Origin of the sequence: Collinsella aerofaciens ATCC 25986, assembly GCF_964239575.1 — a bacterium.
GTDB lineage: Bacteria > Actinomycetota > Coriobacteriia > Coriobacteriales > Coriobacteriaceae > Collinsella > Collinsella aerofaciens_BQ.
The window spans coordinates 108,009-121,483 of the sequence record NZ_CAXSQQ010000001.1 but is presented as its reverse complement, the minus strand read 5'-3'; the positions used below and the strand labels follow the sequence as shown (position 1 = coordinate 121,483).

Below are 13,475 nucleotides of genomic sequence, written 5' to 3'. Positions count from 1 at the left end.
AGGGCATTTGGTTAAGGCTCGAATCGAAGATATGCTGTCGGCTTCTCTTTGGTTGCCGAGATCTAAACGGCATGTCGTGAAGGGTGGTAGCGACGTTGTTGCTGCTTCTTCTTATCTAGTAAATGAGGTGGGGTGCCGCCCAAGCCCTTTAGCTGTCGATTACAGGTCGCGTGCTCGATAGACCTTGATGCTGATGGTGCAGCTGATTGCACATAGCACGAGGGCCAGTACGGCAATTCCTGCGCACAGACAGCCAAGGACGGCGGGATCGGGATTCGCTCCGGCAATCGACATGAGCCAGTTGCTGATGGGGTTGGAGGAACTCAACGTTGCCATGGTAAGGCACCCGAGCATGGCAAACAGGCCGACGGATAGGCGCAGCGCCTCCATGTGTCCAAATCGAAAGAACAGCGGCTGCGCCAAAAACACCATCATGAGGGAAATGAGCACCGAGGCTGCCGAGGCGATTGCGATTTCAAAGACCGTCTGTCCCGTCGAAGGAATGCCCGCGCTGTTGAAGAGCGGGATGGCGACGATACGCAAAAGCGTAGCTGCACATGCCATGACGGCGGAGAAGACAATAACGCTCAGGTAGCGTGCACAAATAATGTCTTTGCGCGAGAAGGGCAGCGTTGCCCGATAGCGCTCCCAGCCATTTTGATTGTCGAAGCCGGCCAGCGAGCTCATGACCATGATGGGCGACATGGCACTGACCGCGCAGGCGCCAGCGCTCATGCCGGAATCGCCATCCGACGCGTTGGCAAGAGTCAGCACGACGAAGATAAACAGGCCGACGCCCGCGATGCTCGGGATGAGCGTGCGAACGATGGCGAGTTCGGACATAAAGGCGCGTTTCATTTCGAAGCCCCTTTCAGCATGAGGCGCAGATAGTCATCAATGGTTGCCCGATCGCAGGGAATCTCGGGGAAGGCCTCGAGTGTTTCGCGACGGTTGGGTACGAGTACGTCCACGCTGTAGGCATGGCGGGCGGCGCGGGCACCTTCGACGCAAGCCATAAGCTCGGCGGCCTGTGCTTGGGTGCAGTGGGCGATGCCGGCTCGGTCGGTAATGTCCTCGCGCGGCAGGTCAAACACAATCGAGCCGTTATCGATGCAGATGACGCGGTCGGCAGCGCGATCGAGGTCGGACGTAATGTGGCTCGAGAGCAGCACGCTGTGCAGGCCGTCGGAAACAAAGGCGAGCAGCTCATCAAGCAGCTCCTCGCGTGCCATGGGATCGAAGCCCGCGGTGGCTTCGTCCAAAACGAGCAGCTTGGCCTTGTGGCTGAGTGCGCAGGCAAGCTGCAGTTTCATGCCCATGCCGCGGGAGAGGTCCTTGACCTTTGTCTTGGGATCGAGGCCAAATCGGTTGATGAATCGGGCGAACGTTTCGCGGTCCCACGTGGGGTACGCTGGGCCTACGAGCGACTCGATCTGGCCCACCTTGAGCGTGGAGGGGAAGGGGCACGTGTCCAGGACAAGACCGATGTGGGAACGCAGGCAGCGCTGCGCCTCACCGGGTGCGTCGGCGCCACAGTGCTGCTCAAACAGGTGTACCTCGCCGGCATCGAGTTTGATAAGCCCAAGCGCGGCTCGAATCGTCGTTGTTTTGCCGGCACCGTTGGCACCCACAAAGCCGACGATCTGGCCAGGCTCCACGGCAAGCGTGACGTCGCGCAGCGAAAAACGGTCACTCACATGGCGTGAGATGCCTTTGAGTTCTAAAAGGTTTTGCATGGTATAGCCTTTCTTGCAGATGGCTACTGCATGGTTTCGGGGGCTACCAGGTCGAGCATCTCGTGCAGCTTGTCGCGCGTGACGCCCAGGGCCTCGGCTTGGCTTGCCGCTTTCGCGAGCAGCTCTTCGATATGGCAGAGCTGGTTTTCACGCAAGAGCTCTTGGTTGCCTTCGGCGACAAAACAGCCCTTGCCCTGCACGGTGCAGATAAAGCCGAGCTGCTCCAGGTCGGCGTAGGCGCGCTTGGTGGTGATGACGCTCACGCCAAGATCGCTCGCGAGTGCACGGATGCTGGGGAGTTTGGCTCCCGCAGCGAGTGCGCCCGAGAGTATCTGTGCTTTAACCTGCGAAGATATCTGCTCGTAGATGGGCTTGTCGCTCGAATTGGATAGGATGATGTCCACAGCGGCTCCTTAGCTGATGGGCTACACATGTATATAACCGGTAAGCACAGTATATATACACTATATACAGTTATGCAAGAGACAAATACGGAATAGCCCACCGGCGCCGCGCTTGCTCCAAAACAATCTCAATTTGTAACACCTGGGTCCGTTTTGGGTCGCCTTCTGTTACAGATTGAGATGTTATTTGCCCGCCTGCCTATTTGTCTCAATCTGTAACAGTAAGAGTCGATTTGCGCGGCTAGATGTTACAGAACGAGACATTGGCCACCCGTCTATCCTTATATCTCAATCTGTAACATCTGGAACCGGTTTGGACGGCTACCTGTTACAGATTGAGATTTTGCTGGCGGACCCCATTTGGTTGTCTCAATCTGTAACAACTGGAGAAGTTTTTGGCTGCTAGATGTTACAGATCGAGACAAACTGCTGCGGAGTGCCGCCATCGACTGCTACCCTAGGCCCCAACTGATGAATTTGTCCTGATAGGTGCCCTATGGCGGAATTTCGCGGCTACAATAGTACGGTTACATCGACGTAATGCACTCAATGCAAGAAAGGATCCGCATGGCAAGCCTGTCGGATGAAATCTCGTCGCGCCGCACATTCGCGATCATCAGCCACCCGGATGCTGGTAAGACCACGCTTACCGAGAAGCTGCTGCTCTATACCGGCAGTATCCAAACTGCCGGCTCGGTCAAGGGCAAGAGCTCGGCCAAGCATGCCGTCTCGGACTGGATGGACATCGAGAAGGAGCGTGGTATCTCCGTTACCTCCTCGGTGCTGCAGTTCACCTATAACGGCGCCTGCGTCAACATCCTCGATACACCCGGTCACCAGGACTTCTCGGAGGATACCTACCGTACCCTTATGGCCGCCGACGCCGCGGTCATGGTCATCGACGGCGCCAAGGGCGTCGAGGCCCAGACCAAAAAGCTCTTTAAGGTCTGCACGCTGCGCCACATTCCCATCTTTACCTTTGTGAACAAGCTCGACCACGAGGCTCGCGACCCGTTTGAGCTCATGGAAGAGATCGAGAATGTCCTGGGCATCAATACGTATCCCATGAACTGGCCGATCGGCAGCGGCCGCAACTTCCGCGGCGTGTTCGATCGTCAGACTCGTCGCGTCATTGCCTTTGAGGGCGACGGCCACGCCAACGCCACCAAGAAGGTCGCCGAGGTCGAGGCCGAGCTGGGCGATCCTTCCATGGATGAGCTCATCGGCGAGGAGAACCATAAGAACCTGATGGACGACATCGAGCTGCTCGATGGTGCCGGCGACGAGCTCGACTTGGATGCCGTGGCCTGCGGCAAGCTGAGCCCGGCGTTCTTTGGCTCGGCGCTCACCAACTTTGGCGTGGAGCCCTTCCTCAAGGAGTTCCTGCGTCTGGCCCCGACGCCGCGCGCCTATACCGATACGCTCACCAGCGAACCGGTCGATCCCTGCCGCGACGACTTTAGCGGCTTTGTGTTTAAGATCCAGGCCAACATGGACAAGAACCACCGCGACCGCATCGCCTTTGTGCGCATTTGCTCGGGCAAGTTCGAGCGCGGCATGGATGCCTTCCACGTGCAGGGCAACCGCAAGCTTAAGCTTGCCACGGGTACCTCGATGATGGCCGATGACCGCGCCATCGTGGACGAGGCGTACGCGGGCGATATCGTGGGCCTGTTTGATCCGGGTATCTTTAGCATCGGTGATACCGTGTGCTCCGGCAAGCGCCACGTGCAGTACCCGCAGATCCCGACGTTTGCCCCCGAGATGTTCGCTCGCATTACGCAGGTCGATACGCTCAAGCGCAAACAGTTCGTCAAGGGTATGGAGGAGCTTGCCCAGGAGGGTGCCATCCAGATCTTCCGCGAGCTGGGCGCTGGCATGGAGAGCGTCATCGTGGGCGTGGTCGGCGTGCTGCAGTTTGAGGTGCTCGAGCGCCGCCTCAAGGCCGAGTACCGTGTTGAGGTTCGTCGCCAGCCGCTGCCCTATACGGACATTCGCTGGATCCAGAACGACCCCGATACCATCGATATCCCGGGCCTTTCGCTCACGCGCGACACGCTGCGCGTCGAGGACATGCGCGGCGGTAAGCTGCTGCTGTTCACGAGTCCGTGGAACGTGGATTGGGCAACCGATCACAATCCCGATCTTATCCTGTCGGAGTTTGGCAACGTAGCCTTTTAACGCATCGGCGCGGTGGCCCTGTGGGGCTGCCGCGCCGCTTGCTTGCCTGATGCCGTGTGAGCGGCTATCATACCCACCGTCGTCTCAAGACCGGGGCGTCCGAGCAGTTCGGGTCCGATATCCTGCTCGTAAAACCTAAAACCAAAGGAGTACATAATGATCAAGAAGGTCATGGAGGACTACAAGGTTCTGTTGCGGAGCATTCCCGCGGCAACGGTTTCGCTGTTTTTCGTGAGCGTCATCATGATGAACCTGCTGGCCAACAAAGAGCTTATCAGCCTGCCGTATCTGGCACTCGATTGCGGCTTTGTGGTGAGCTGGGTTTCGTTTTTGTGCCAGGACATGATCTGCAAGCGCTTTGGCGCCAAGGCATCCATCAAAATCTCCATCCTCGCGCTGGCAGTCAACCTCGCCGTGAGCCTGTGCTTTTGGGCATGCTCGCTCACGCCCGGCATGTGGGGCGCTTACTACGACACGGGCATGATCGAGGTCAACACCGCCCTTAACGCCACCATCGGCGGCACTTGGTATGTGGTGCTGGGCTCTTCGCTGGCAATGCTCGTTTCTGCCGTGGTTAACTCCACGCTCAACCAGTCGCTTGGCCGTATGCTCAAAAAGAATAACTTTGCGAGCTTTGCCTTCCGCTCCTATGTGTCCACGGGTGTTGGCCAGTTTATCGACAACCTGGTCTTTGCCATTGTGGTGAGCCACACGTTCTTTGGTTGGACCTGGGTGCAGGTCCTTATGTGCTCGCTGACCGGCGCTGTTGCCGAGCTGCTGTGCGAGGTCTTCCTGAGCCCCGTGGGCTACAAGGTCGTGCGTGGCTGGGAGCGTGAGAATGTGGGCGCCGAGTACCTCGAGCGCCACGCAACCGCCTAAGGAGCGAGTATGCGGGTTTTGATCACGGGCGCTTCGGGCGGTATCGGAGCCGCGTGCGTGCAGCGCTTTTTGGACGAGGGTCACGAGGTCGTGGGCTTTGATCTGCTGCCGGCGGCGATCGAACACGAGCGCTACCGCCATCTGATCGTTGATGTACGCGAGCCGGACTCGTTTCCAGGCGATCTTGAACCCCAGGTAATCGTGAACGTTGCCGGTACGCAGGATTCGGCCGACGACATCGCCGCCAACCTGTGTGGCACCATCAACGTGACCGAGCGCTACGCCTTTGTGGGGGAGGGGTTTGCCGCCAAGCCGGCGCCGGCTATCAAATCCGTGGTCAATGTGGGGTCGGCGAGCGGGCATACGGGATCGGAGTTTCCCGCCTATGCCGCCAGCAAGGGCGGCGTTATCGCCTACACCAAGAACCTTGCAAACCGTCTGGCGCCGCAGGCCATCGCCAACAGTGTGGACCCGGGTGGCGTTATCACGCCACTCAACCGTTGCGTGATGGAAGACGAGCATCTGTGGAACAAGATTATGGAGCTCACGCCGCTTAAACGCTGGGCCACTGCCCAAGAGATCGCCGAGTGGATCTACTTTGTGGGCGTGACCAACCGGTTTATGACCGGGCAGAGTCTGCTCATTGATGGTGGCGAGGCCGGCCGCACACAATTTATTTGGCCCGAATAGGAAACGCGCCCGATGGATGAACTGCACCCCAAAACTTGGACGGCTTAAATAAGAACTACGCCGCAAGGGACTGTCTCCGGAACTCCTCCGGGGTCAGTCCCTTCAGTTTAACCTGGCGCCTCCTCGTGTTCCAATGGACCACGAAGTCGTCGAGGTCCGCCTTGAAGGACTCGAAGTCCGGCCACGTCCTTCCGCGGAAGAACTCGTCCTTGATGTGGCCGAACACCTGCTCCGTCGCGCCGTTGTCGATGCAGTTGCCCTTCCGGGACATGCTCTGCACCACGCCGGCCTCCTCCAACCGCCTGCACCAACCGGCCTGCTGGTACTGCCAGCCCATGTCCGAGTGCAGGATCGGCCTGGAGCCCTTGGGCTTCTTGGACACGAGCTGGTCGAGCAGCTCGTGCTGCTGAGCCATGTTGGGGTGCAGCGACGTGGACCAGGCGACGATCTCCTTGCTGCCGAAGTCGTGGACCGGCGCGAAGTAGGCCTTGCCCCAGGGCTGCTTGAACTCGGTGACGTCGGTGCCCATCTTCTCCCACGGCCCGTCGGCGGCGAAGTCGCGCCCGATGACGTTCTCGAAGGTCTTTCCGACCTTGCCCCTGTACGAGTTGTACCTGTGGTAGTCGGTCTCGCGGCGGATCCCGCAGCCGATGCCCATCTCGCGCATCATCTTCAGCACGGTCTTGTAGGCTATGCGCACGCCCTGCTCGGCGCGCAGGCACATGGCGATCTGCCTGTGGCCGCACCCGTTGGCGGTGCGCGAGAATATCTCGGCGGCGGCCTCCCAGAGCTCGGGCCTGGTGGGAGCCTTCGGGTGCGACAGCGCGTAGTAGTAGCTGGACCGGGCCATGCCGGCGCACTCCAGCAGGCGCCCCAGCCCGTGCCCCTCTTCGCGCAGGACCCTCACGGCCTCGACCTTCGCCCTGGTCAGAGCCCGTCCCTCTCGACCAGGGCACGCAATTGTTTTAGGTAGGCCACCTCGGTCTCGAGCCTTCGGCAGCGCTCCTCGAGCTCCTCCTCGCGGGTCCGCGGCCTCGCCTTGGAACCGCTCGGCCGGCCCTTGGGCCTCGGGCGCAGGGCCTCCGCGCCGCCCTCGCGGTATAGCGCGCACCACTTCTTGAGCGGCGACATCGACATTATGCCGAACGCAGCCATCGCCTCGGCCTTCGTCATGCCGCCGTCGACCACGGCGGAGGCTGCGGCGACCTTCTGCTCGTATGTGTACCTGGCCTGCTTGCCGTCCATGGATAGCAGCACCTCGCTTCCGAACGACCGGTATACGCAGAGCCATTGTCTCACGGTTCCGCGCGGGACCGACAGCGCCTTCGCCGCAGACTTGTAGCCGTGGCCTCGCTCGAAGAGCCCGATCGCCGCCCTCCTGGCCTCGATGTCGTGCTTCACCCTCAAGTCGACTCGCATAAAAAGCCTCCCATTTCTCATGTCCAAGAAATGGGAGGCAGTTCAGGAAAGCCGTCGAGCGCGTTTTTGATGTATCGATTTTTAGCCGAGGCAAGTCCAGTTGACGGGGGTCGAGCCGTGCTGTTCGAGTAGCCGATTGGCTGCCGAGAAGGGACGCGATCCCATAAAGGCGGGGAGTTCTGCCGTGGCACGGTTGGCCGAAAGCGGCGAGGGGTGCGTGGAGGCCAGGCAGAACTTGCCGGTTGTCTTGCCCGCACCAGTTGCGACGATCTTGCCTTCGACCATCTGCTGGGCAAAGCGACCCCATGTCAAAAAGACTACCGGCTGGGGCAGCTGGCAGCAGCGTTCGATAACGTAGTCGGTCAGGGTGCTCCAGCCCAGTTTGGCGTGCGAGTTGGCGGCATGCTCGCGCACGGTGAGCGTGGTGTTGAGGAGCAGGACGCCCTGCTGTGCCCATGGGGTTAGGTCTCCCGTGGCGGGAATGGGGCAACCCAGATCGGCTTTGAGTTCCTTATAGATGTTGCGCAGGCTCGGCGGCAACTTGGTTTGCGTCGCGGGGACCGAGAACGACAGTCCCATGGCCTGGTTGGGTCCGTGATAAGGGTCCTGACCCAAGATGACAACTTTGACCTGGTCGGCCGGGGTGTAGGCGAGGGCATTGAGGATGTCGTCTTGTGCCGGGTAGATAGTCTGCTCGGCACGCAAAAGGGCGATGTGCCCGAGCAGCTGGTTCGTAGTGTCACGTACCGGCTGCGGCGCATCGCCCAACCAAGTTGCTATGTTGCGGTCGCGGGTTGCGGTGTCCATGGGGCTCCTTTATGGCAGATGCTCTGTTGGCATCTATTGTAAAGGCGTCCGGAGGCCTTTATGCCGCGGCAACAAAAGGTGAGGCGCTTACGAGGCTCGCTCGGGCGTTACTGCCATGTGGGCGTGGTCGTGAGCGTGCGCATGAAGTCGCGGAAGCTGCACGGTTGCCACTATGACGCCGGTGAGGATGAGAGCGGCGCCAAAGAAGGCGATGGGGCTCAGGACCTCGCCGACCAAGAAGAACGAAAAGACGGCGGAGCAGACCGGCTCGAGCGAGAAGGCGAAGCCGGTGGTCTCAGCGGGCACGTGGGGCTGCACGAGCGTTTGGGTGATAAAGCCATAGGCAGAGCAGATGAGTGCGAGTGCGACGACGACTACGACCTCGCCCGGCGTGCCGGGAAGCGTGAAACCGCCAAAGACGCATGCGGCAATGCCTGAGAATAAGCCGCCGAAGCCCAGCTGCCAAACGCCCAGAGCCAGCGGATCGACTTCTTCGACAAAGCGCTTCGCCACAATGATATGGCCGGCATAGACAAAGGCGGAGAGCAGCATGATGAGCGCGCCCGGGTTCAGGCTGGTGAAATCGGCGCCCGAGAGCAGCAACATACCGCAGGTGACGATGGCGGTGCCGACGAGCACCTTGCGCTCGGGGGCGCGACGCAGCAGGGCTGCGTTGGCAAACGGCACGATTACGACTGTCAGGCTCTGCAAAAAGCCGGCGGTGGAGGCGGAGGTGAGGCTGGAGCCCAGGCACATGCACGTGAGCTCGGTTGCCATGATGGCACCGATGATGGCGGCGCGAACCATAAGGTCGCGGTTGATGCGAAACGCGTGCTTGTGGAAGAGCAGCAGACAGGCCGTAAAGGCGATGATGCAGCGCAGCGCAACGATGCTCGTGGCGTTCATGCTGTCCATGCCGATCTTCATGAGGGGGTACGAAAAGCCCCATGCGACGGGAACAGAAAATGAGAGCGCGATTGCTTTTTTGCGATCCATGGGACTCCTTTTGTTACAGAACGGTTTCGCAAAAAGGATTCTGCTCCCAGATGTGGATGTAGTAAAGCGAATGTATCTTCAGTATGATTAAGAAATACTAAAGTTGGTGCGAAAAGCGCTGGCAAAACGTTTTACGGCTGCATTGATGTGGAGGCATGATGGCATCGCGGTATCAGATTGTTTGTATGGTGGTCGATCGCGGCAGTCTTAAGGGCGCGGCGGACGAGCTGGGCTATACGCAAAGCGCGGTGAGCCAGGCCGTCAAGGCGCTCGAGCGCGAGCTGGGCACCACGCTTATCGAGCGCGGTAAGCAGGGTGTGTCGCTTACGCGCGATGGCAAACAGTACCTGCCGTATTTGCGACAGATTGTGACTGCCGAGGCTGAGCTCGAGGGCAAGCGCCAGGAACTGCTGGGGCTTTCGTCGACTGATATTCGCATTGCGACGTTTACCAACGTGAGCCGTACTGTGTTGCCGCGCGTGATCCGCGACTTTGGTGCGCTGCACCCGGGCGTACGCTTTACCCTCAAGCAGGGCGATTACACGCGCAACGCTCAATGGGTGCACGATGGCGTGGTTGATTTTTGTTTTACGGCGCGCGGATTTACCGCGGGGCTCGAGAAGCGCGTGGTCTATCACGATGAGTTGGTGGCGCTGTTGCCGGCCGCGCATCCGCTGACGGCAAAGGAAAAGGTGACGCTCGCCGACCTGGCGTCCGAGCCGTTTGTGCTGCTGGATGAGGGCGAACAGAGCCTGGTGCTCGATGCATTCGCGGCGCATGGACTGTCGCCGCACGTGACGAGTGAGGTGACCGACGACTACACCATCATGGCGATGGTGGAGGAGGGCCTAGGCGTGAGCATGCTCTACCGTCGTACTGTGGAGGGCATGCGAGCCGATATTCGCGTACGTCCCATCGTGCATGCCCCCTCGCGCGACGTGGTGGCCGCCTGGCGCAGCTGGGACACCATGCCTATCGCCACGAGGCGCTTTATCGACTATATGAGCTCGCATATTGTCAATTAATGACTGGCGTGGCGTTGAGCGCGGTGTTTAGCGGGCTGTCGCTTTGGCTTGGGTGGCGCGATAGGTGCGTGCCGGGTGGCAAAGTAGTACCGCCACGACCATAAAGAACGCCGTGGTGCCCAGGCTGATGGGGTAGACCATCATGATGTTCGCAAAGGTGCGGAAGTGCGGGAACACGCAGAACACCCAATAGAAGCGGATGCCGCAGACACAGATCATGGTGATGAGGGCGGGCGTGAGCGAGATACCAAAGCCGCGCAGGTAGCCGGACATGTTTTCGTAGAACATGCTAAAAGCGTACGCCGGGAAGATCGAACACACGCGAATATAGCCGATCGAGACGATGTTGGGGTCGCTGTTGAACAGCGATAGGATCTCGCGCCCCAGACCGACAATAACGATAATCGTGGTGAGCGCGACGATACCGCCTTCGACCAGGCAGACCTTGAGCGTTTTGGTGCAGCGGTCGATCTGGCGGGCACCGTGGTTTTGTCCCACAAAGGTGGTGCAAGCCTGGCTAAAGCTGTTGAGCAGGTTGTAACACACATACTCCAAGCTCATAGCGGCGCTCGATGCCGCCATGACTTCGGTGCCCAGGCTATTGATGGCGGATTGGATGATGATGTTGGCGACGGCAAAGACAGCGCTTTGGATGCCGGCGGGCAGGCCAATCTTGACGATGCGCTTGAGGGCGACGGGGTCGATAGCCAGGTCGCGTGGGGTGACGCGGACGACGGAGTCGGTCTTGAGTAGGCGGATAAAGAGCGTAGCGGCGCTGACGGTGTAAGCGATGGCGGTGGCGATGGCGACGCCCGCGACGCCCCAGTGGAGTACAGGGACAAAGATGAGGTCCAGGCCAATGTTGAGGACGGTGGACACGGTAAGCGCCTGCAGCGGCATGCGAGTGATGCCGACGGAGCGGAAGATCGCGGCCTCAAAGTTGTAGAGCAAAATCGAGGGCATGCTCAGCAAAAAGACGCGTAGATAGAGTGAGGCGAGCGGCATGGTCTCGGCGGGAACGTTGAGCGCGGCGAGCATAGGCTCGGCAAAGATCTCGCCCAGCGCGATGACGACAAAGCCCACGAGTGCCATTAAAATCGAGGTATGGACGGCGCGTTTGACCATGTTCTGATCGTTGCGGCCGATGGCGTTGGCGATGACCACGTTGGAGCCAAGCGACATGCCAATAAACAGGTTGAGCATAAGGCTGGTAAGCGGAACATTGGAGCCGACCGCCGCCATGGCGAGGGTGCCCTGGTCGCCCGAGAAGTTACCGATGATGACCGTGGCGATGAGGTTCGATAGCTGCTCCAAGATGCTCGTGGCGGCCACGGGGAAGGCGAACAGGGGAATATTGCGCCACAGCGAGCCGGTGGTCATGTCAATGTGCTTAGATGCGGTATCAGCCATACGCTCTCAATCTCTAATATGCTATTTCGTGCTTATTTGCGCAGACGATGATACTCCTAATCGACTAGTCATTGGGGACGTTCTAAAACGATTAGTCATTCAAGAACGTCTCCAATGACTAGGTGGGGAAGGCGTGCGACAATGGTGGGCGTTGTGTTGTTCGCGCTAAGGAGTTGCCATGTTGTTGTGTCCCGTTTGCCATGAGCCGTTGGCGGACAATGAGCGCGGTGCTGCATGCGCGGGCGGACACCGGTTTGACCGTGCGCGCGAGGGCTATCTATACCTCCTATGCTCGTCCAAGAGCGGCGATTCCATGGGCGATCCCAAGTCGCAGGCACGCAGCCGTCGTGACTTTCTGAACCGTGGATACTACGAGCCGTTGCGCGATGCGATGGTCGAGCTGGTGCGCGAGCGGGCGGCAGAGCGCGCTGCGTCTACGAACGGCTCCATGACGTTGCTCGATATTTGCTGCGGCGAGGGCTACTACACGAGTGCCATGGGCGCGGTGCCGGGCGTGGATGCTTACGGTTTCGACCTGGGCAAAGAGATGGTGCGCCTTGCCGCCAAGCGCGGCGATGCGACCTACTTCGTGGCCAACATGAAGGATATCCCCGTGCCTGATGGCGCCTTCGATATGGTGACCGAGCTCTTCGCTCCCTTTAACGAGCGTGAGTTTGTCCGCGTGCTGGCGCCCGAGGGCTCGCTCTACACCGTCGTGCCAGGTGCCCGTCATCTGTTTGGGCTTAAGGAAGTGCTCTACGATACGCCGTACCTTAACGACGAGAAGCTGCCGCAGACCACTGAGCTCGAGTTGGTCGGAACGCAGCGGGTGTCTGCGAATATTACGCTTCAGACCCAGGACGACATCGAGGCGGTGTTCCAGATGACGCCGTACTACTACCGCACGCGCCCTGCCGACAAAGAGCGCCTGGCAAACCTGGACACCCTTCAAACCGACATCGACTTCATCATCGCCGAGTACTGCCACGGCTAACAACCTGCCAAAAAGGGACAGGTTTATTTTGGTAGGTTTTATCTGGGCAAACGTAAAGGGCCGACCGCGTTGCTACGCGATCGGCCCTTTTTATTGGCGTATATACCAGAGTCGCTGAGCGATTGACACGGATGCGGCTTAGCTCAAACGGTCCATGCCCTCTTTCTTGACGCGGTTGGCGAGTACAAAGTAGATAATGCTGACAATCAAGCCGGTAAAATCGGGGATGCTTGAGCCGGTCCCACCCAAGAGGGGCAGGGAGAGGAGCAGACTGATGACCGAACATGCTAGGCAGACGATGGACCAGATCCAGACAACGCCAGCCTTGGCGGGATTATTTGCCGCGCGGATACCAAAGACAGCGGTCACAATTTCGACGACGCCCAATACGATGACGACGACGCAAGAGACGATCATGGCACCCGTGATATCGCCTGCCGCGCTGCCCGCAAAGAGCGCTGTAGCACCCATGCCTGCACTTAGAATGCCGACGACAAAGAAGAAGAACGATAGGATTTTGAGTAATTTGCAGGCGTTGCTCATGGCTGGTCCTTTCGATACGGGTACGGCCGGTCTGGCGCACCCCATGTGCTGCACATATGGTGAAGCACATTGTAGTTCAACGCGGCGATGCATGCGCCTGAAAGCGCTTTGAGCCCGCGCAGCCCAACCCCAACCTTTCAAAAAGGAAAGCTGGACGTAAGCCAAATCGATGGCAGCTCATGTGCGGCGCTGCGATGATGAGGCCGTAACAAGGGGCTGGTCTCAAGGAGGAGCCATGATGTACGGAGTCAAGCAAGTGCGTGAGCCGCGGTCGTTGGGAAGGCGCATGGGTGATTCTGTGATCGCTGCCGTGTGCACGGGATTGATGGCGGTGCTTTGCATTGGGATGCTGTGGACCATGTCGCATGTGGGACAATAGCGGACGGTTGGG

At 59.5% G+C, this 13,475-nt stretch carries 14 protein-coding genes and 1 pseudogene; 5 read left to right on the top strand and 10 right to left on the bottom strand.

Features of this window, described 5'->3' with window-relative positions; genetic code table 11:
* Positions 1–159: 159 nt before the first annotated feature.
* Genes ACESUZ_RS00530 through ACESUZ_RS00520 form a run of 3 tightly spaced genes read right to left on the bottom strand, consistent with a single transcriptional unit; the run spans position 160 to position 2,140 of the window.
* Entirely contained in the window at positions 160–858 is a 699-nt protein-coding gene (locus ACESUZ_RS00530; protein ID WP_373197963.1) for an ABC-2 transporter permease, read from the bottom strand.
* Positions 855–1,736: an ABC transporter ATP-binding protein gene (locus ACESUZ_RS00525; protein WP_373197962.1), complete on the bottom strand. Its 882-nt coding sequence runs from the start codon at positions 1,734–1,736 to the stop codon at positions 855–857. The genes ACESUZ_RS00530 and ACESUZ_RS00525 overlap by 4 nt, the downstream gene beginning before the upstream one ends.
* Before the next feature lie 23 nt (positions 1,737–1,759).
* A complete protein-coding gene (locus ACESUZ_RS00520; RefSeq protein WP_117746148.1) occupies positions 1,760–2,140 on the bottom strand; it encodes a GntR family transcriptional regulator in 381 nt (126 codons plus the stop codon).
* Between the two features lie 567 nt (positions 2,141–2,707).
* Between ACESUZ_RS00520 and ACESUZ_RS00515 the strand changes: the two genes are divergently transcribed.
* From ACESUZ_RS00515 to ACESUZ_RS00505, 3 genes are all read left to right on the top strand, one after another.
* Positions 2,708–4,321 (top strand): peptide chain release factor 3, encoded by a 1,614-nt coding sequence (locus ACESUZ_RS00515; protein WP_055286676.1) that lies wholly within the window; start codon positions 2,708–2,710, stop codon positions 4,319–4,321.
* Positions 4,322–4,477: 156 nt separating this feature from the next.
* On the top strand, positions 4,478–5,200 hold the full coding sequence (locus ACESUZ_RS00510) for a VUT family protein (RefSeq protein WP_240125889.1): 723 nt from the start codon (positions 4,478–4,480) through the stop codon (positions 5,198–5,200).
* A 9-nt stretch (positions 5,201–5,209) separates the two neighbouring features.
* Positions 5,210–5,890: an SDR family NAD(P)-dependent oxidoreductase gene (locus tag ACESUZ_RS00505; protein WP_373197961.1), complete on the top strand. Its 681-nt coding sequence runs from the start codon at positions 5,210–5,212 to the stop codon at positions 5,888–5,890.
* A 55-nt stretch (positions 5,891–5,945) separates the two neighbouring features.
* Here ACESUZ_RS00505 and ACESUZ_RS00500 read toward each other — a convergent pair whose 3' ends face one another.
* The 5 genes and pseudogenes from ACESUZ_RS00500 to ACESUZ_RS00480 all read right to left on the bottom strand — a co-directional run bounded on the left by ACESUZ_RS00500 (position 5,946) and on the right by ACESUZ_RS00480 (position 9,112).
* On the bottom strand, positions 5,946–6,821 hold the full coding sequence (locus ACESUZ_RS00500) for an IS3 family transposase (protein WP_373198142.1): 876 nt from the start codon (positions 6,819–6,821) through the stop codon (positions 5,946–5,948).
* The gene (locus tag ACESUZ_RS00495) at positions 6,818–7,135 is read right to left on the bottom strand and encodes a helix-turn-helix domain-containing protein (protein WP_373198141.1); all 318 of its coding nucleotides are present in this window, start codon (positions 7,133–7,135) and stop codon (positions 6,818–6,820) included. Before ACESUZ_RS00495 ends, ACESUZ_RS00500 begins: the two co-directional genes overlap by 4 nt.
* Positions 7,136–7,153: 18 nt before the next feature.
* Positions 7,154–7,309, bottom strand: a pseudogene (locus ACESUZ_RS00490) (helix-turn-helix domain-containing protein); the annotation flags it as partial.
* 81 nt (positions 7,310–7,390) lie between these two features.
* Positions 7,391–8,116, bottom strand: a complete 726-nt coding sequence (locus ACESUZ_RS00485; RefSeq protein WP_373197960.1) for a uracil-DNA glycosylase — start codon at positions 8,114–8,116, stop codon at positions 7,391–7,393.
* A gap of 87 nt (positions 8,117–8,203) precedes the next feature.
* Positions 8,204–9,112 (bottom strand): DMT family transporter, encoded by a 909-nt coding sequence (locus tag ACESUZ_RS00480; protein WP_373197959.1) that lies wholly within the window; start codon positions 9,110–9,112, stop codon positions 8,204–8,206.
* 158 nt (positions 9,113–9,270) lie between these two features.
* Here ACESUZ_RS00480 and ACESUZ_RS00475 point away from each other — a divergent pair, with 158 nt between their 5' ends.
* Complete coding sequence (locus tag ACESUZ_RS00475; RefSeq protein WP_373197958.1) at positions 9,271–10,137, top strand: LysR family transcriptional regulator; 867 nt, start codon at positions 9,271–9,273, stop codon at positions 10,135–10,137.
* A 27-nt stretch (positions 10,138–10,164) separates the two neighbouring features.
* On the opposite strand, the gene ACESUZ_RS00470 is transcribed toward ACESUZ_RS00475, so the two are convergent.
* Positions 10,165–11,547 carry an MATE family efflux transporter gene (locus tag ACESUZ_RS00470; protein WP_373197957.1) on the bottom strand — a complete coding sequence of 461 codons (1,383 nt, stop codon included), beginning with the start codon at positions 11,545–11,547 and terminating at the stop codon, positions 10,165–10,167.
* A 178-nt stretch (positions 11,548–11,725) separates the two neighbouring features.
* Between ACESUZ_RS00470 and ACESUZ_RS00465 the strand changes: the two genes are divergently transcribed.
* A complete protein-coding gene (locus ACESUZ_RS00465) occupies positions 11,726–12,541 on the top strand; it encodes a putative RNA methyltransferase (RefSeq protein WP_373197956.1) in 816 nt (271 codons plus the stop codon).
* A 138-nt stretch (positions 12,542–12,679) separates the two neighbouring features.
* Here ACESUZ_RS00465 and ACESUZ_RS00460 read toward each other — a convergent pair whose 3' ends face one another.
* Positions 12,680–13,084, bottom strand: coding sequence for a hypothetical protein (locus ACESUZ_RS00460; protein WP_227790202.1), 405 nt, complete (start codon positions 13,082–13,084; stop codon positions 12,680–12,682).
* Between the last annotated feature and the right edge of the window lie 391 nt (positions 13,085–13,475).

Coding starts and splice junctions, on each gene's coding strand:
- ACESUZ_RS00515 (WP_055286676.1), top strand. CDS start 2,708: ATGGCAAGCCTGTCGGATGAAATCTCGTCGCGCCGCACATTCGCGATC.
- ACESUZ_RS00510 (WP_240125889.1), top strand. CDS start 4,478: ATGATCAAGAAGGTCATGGAGGACTACAAGGTTCTGTTGCGGAGCATT.
- ACESUZ_RS00475 (WP_373197958.1), top strand. CDS start 9,271: ATGGCATCGCGGTATCAGATTGTTTGTATGGTGGTCGATCGCGGCAGT.
- ACESUZ_RS00495 (WP_373198141.1), bottom strand. CDS start 7,135: ATGGACGGCAAGCAGGCCAGGTACACATACGAGCAGAAGGTCGCCGCA.
- ACESUZ_RS00505 (WP_373197961.1), top strand. CDS start 5,210: ATGCGGGTTTTGATCACGGGCGCTTCGGGCGGTATCGGAGCCGCGTGC.
- ACESUZ_RS00525 (WP_373197962.1), bottom strand. CDS start 1,736: ATGCAAAACCTTTTAGAACTCAAAGGCATCTCACGCCATGTGAGTGAC.
- ACESUZ_RS00485 (WP_373197960.1), bottom strand. CDS start 8,116: ATGGACACCGCAACCCGCGACCGCAACATAGCAACTTGGTTGGGCGAT.
- ACESUZ_RS00465 (WP_373197956.1), top strand. CDS start 11,726: ATGTTGTTGTGTCCCGTTTGCCATGAGCCGTTGGCGGACAATGAGCGC.
- ACESUZ_RS00460 (WP_227790202.1), bottom strand. CDS start 13,084: ATGAGCAACGCCTGCAAATTACTCAAAATCCTATCGTTCTTCTTCTTT.
- ACESUZ_RS00480 (WP_373197959.1), bottom strand. CDS start 9,112: ATGGATCGCAAAAAAGCAATCGCGCTCTCATTTTCTGTTCCCGTCGCA.
- ACESUZ_RS00470 (WP_373197957.1), bottom strand. CDS start 11,547: ATGGCTGATACCGCATCTAAGCACATTGACATGACCACCGGCTCGCTG.
- ACESUZ_RS00530 (WP_373197963.1), bottom strand. CDS start 858: ATGAAACGCGCCTTTATGTCCGAACTCGCCATCGTTCGCACGCTCATC.